The sequence below is a fragment of the Halalkalibacter hemicellulosilyticusJCM 9152 genome (genome assembly GCF_000513115.1).
In the GTDB taxonomy this organism is placed as follows: Bacteria; Bacillota; Bacilli; order Bacillales; family Bacillaceae_D; genus Halalkalibacter; species Halalkalibacter hemicellulosilyticus.
In genome coordinates, this window is sequence record NZ_BAUU01000078.1 from 1 (window position 1) to 3,100 (window position 3,100).

Genomic DNA, 3,100 nt, shown 5'->3' on the forward strand with positions numbered 1-3,100 from the left:
ATACGTACTGAGCGAAAAAGAGGTGCATTCTCAGAGCTGTCCTTTTGTATGTTTAAATTCACCTTTGTTTCATCTATTTCAAATTCCGAAGTAGATGAAACCCAATGCACATCCATATCGGGTATAATACGACGAGCCATGTTAATAAGTGCGGAATCGGAACCTAATTCAATAGATAACGTAGCACGGGGGGACAAAGAAAAACTTGTCTTAATCGCTTGTAAAAAATTAACTGGATTTATAATTTGGTCTTTCCAATACTCTGGTGTTAAAAGTCTTTCTGTCTCGATTTCTCCTGTCATACTAGAAATGAATTGGATATCTTTAGGTTTTAATAGAGAGACTCCTGAAATATGTTTTCCAAATTCTGTTGCAGCGCTATTCATAGATGGAGAATGGAAAGCGTAAGAGACATTTAACATCATGTGTTGGTCTTTATAATTATTATTTACAAAATGACTTAACGTCTCTTGAGGCCCGGCTAGAACTGTTAAAGCGGGTCCGTTGACTGCTGCCACAACAACATTCCTAGGTAGTGTTTTTAAATTTTCAGCAGGGGAAAATACTGCAGCCATACTTCCTGGTGGAGCTTCTGACATTAATTTCCCACGAGCTATTGCTAGTTTTAAAGCATCCTCAGGTTTCATTATCCCTGCAGCAACTGCAGCAGCAAACTCTCCAATAGAATGTCCAAGTACGACTTTTGGCTTCACTCCTAGCTCGTTCCACATTGAAATTTGTGCTAACTGTAGAGCAACTGTTGCTGGTTGCTCTATCTGAGTCTGCTGGTTTATACCAGCAGACTCGTTTAGAAGCATTTCTAATATAGGAACATTAAGGCTTTTCTTCAATATGTCCGTATACTTAGTAAGTGCATGCTTAAATACTTTATTTCTATTGAATAGCTCATTATTTTTACTTGAATTTAAAGATCCTTGACCCGTGAACATCCACATAATATTGTCAGATGGATTAACTACAATACGCGTACTTTTATCGCTATTCTTCATATTCATTTCAACCTCACCCCTAAATATAAATTACTTACCCCAAGATTCCAAAATAACATGCGCATTAGTGCCTCCAAATCCAAATGAAGAAATACTACCAATCAGTGCTGAATTTGGATTGTGATTGTCTAATTGGGTTTCATTGGCTGAAATTACGACATTAAAATTGTCTATATTAATCTTCGGGTTCAAAGTTTTAAAATGTACATTACCAGGCGCTTTTCGATGCCTTAATACCTCAATCGTTTTTATAAGGCTTATTATTCCAGCTGCTCCCTCTAAATGACCTATATTTGTCTTAACCGATCCAAGTACTAGCGGCTTAGAGCGTTGCTCACCCAGTACATTCTTTAATGCTTCAACTTCAATCGGATCACCTAAAGAAGTCCCTGTTCCATGACATTCAACATAATCAACGTCACTTCCCTCAAGACCAGCTTCATTAAGAGCTTGCCTAATTACTTCTTGTTGAGCAAGACCGTTAGGTGCTGTTAGGGAAGCACTTCGTCCATCTTGGTTAACTGCTGAACCACGAATAACGGCTAATATAGGGTCTCCATCGGCTTGAGCGTCACTGAGACGTTTTAGAACAACCGCTCCAACTCCTTCACCACGGCAATATCCGTCAGCTCCTTCATCAAAAGTAGCGCAACGACCTTTAAAAGATAGCATGTTAGCAGCGCAACAACCTATATAAGAACGAGGGTGTAACATTACATTTACTCCGCCTACCAGCGCCGTAGAACATGCTCCCTTACGCAACTTTTCAACAGCTAGATCAACAGCTACTAGTGAGGAAGAACAAGCAGTGTCTATAGTCATGCTTGGTCCAGTAAGTCCTAACAGATAAGAGAGCCGATTAGATGTAATAGAAGGTGCAGAACCCGCTGCATAATATGGGTCAGCTAATGCATCTTCAATATCTATGTGTGCCCAATCATAATTCATCTGACCTATAAAAACACCCATAGATGATTTATTTAACCTACTTTTATCATAACCAGCTTTATAAGCAGCTTCAAAGGCAACTTCAAGTAATAAGCGTTGTTGAGGATCCATTAAGCGTGCTTCGGCAAAAGACATACCGAAGAATTCATAGTCAAAACTCTCAACATCTTTCATAAATGCGCCACTCTTTGTATAACTTCGTCCAACCATGTTCGGATTAGGGTCATAAACGTCATCAATATTGAAACGTGTTTTAGGAATATCTGTTACACAATCCTTTCTTTCGAGAAGCATATCCCAAAATTCTTCAGGTGATGTCACGTCTCCTGGTAATCGACAAGCTGTACTTATTATCGCAATCGGTTCAGTTTGATTTTCTTTAGTTTCAGTTATATTGAGACTCGTCTTTTCAACTGAACTTTCGTTTTCAGTACGTGGTAAAGTTGGATTCGACAGATCTGATTCTTCATTTTCGATACGTTTTACAATAGCATCTGTCATATCTTCAATAGTTGGATGATTTAGGGCAAACACACTTGTCAATGACAGACCAATTTCTTGACTCAGTGTTTGTGCGAGGACAACCGCTCCTAAAGAATCTAAGCCATTTGTCATTAATGAAGCATCATCCGGAATATTATTCGACGTTATTTCAGCAACTGCTTGGCGAACAATGCGCAAAACCTCTGCGTAACCAAATTTACTGTGTTTTTCAATCTGTTTTGATTTACTAGGTGTACTTTTTTGAGATACAAACCGAGAAACTAGCGGAATGTTTAATTTTAAATTACTCCAATTTATTGGGGTGATACAAATGACTCCTTTTTTATTACCAACCAGGAGTTGTTCAATCGCTTTTTTCCCTAATTCGTTGGAAATGGAGCCAAATCCTGTTGCTTCTGCACGTTTTATTGCTGAGTTACGTTCAGCCATTCCTCCCTCTGACCATGCTCCCCATTGCACAGATAAAACTGAATCCCCTGCTAAAGACCACTTCTGTGCCAATGCGTCTAGTGTTGCATTAGCTGCTGCATAGTTTCCTTGTCCCGCAGAACCGAAGGTTGCCGCCGCAGAAGAAAATAGAAGTAAAAAGTCTTGTGGCTTGAATGTTTCATGTAAGTTACGTGCACCATTGACCTTAG

At 39.2% G+C, this 3,100-nt stretch carries 2 protein-coding genes; both read right to left on the minus strand.

Annotated features, from left to right (window positions below; genetic code table 11):
- The coding region (locus JCM9152_RS20850) for an acyltransferase domain-containing protein (protein ID WP_035347715.1) at positions 1–1,016 on the minus strand (1,016 nt) is incomplete at its 3' end.
- Positions 1,017–1,040: 24 nt separating this feature from the next.
- Positions 1,041–3,100, minus strand: a 2,060-nt coding sequence (locus JCM9152_RS20855) for a type I polyketide synthase (RefSeq protein WP_148296571.1), incomplete at its 5' end; no start/stop codon positions are given.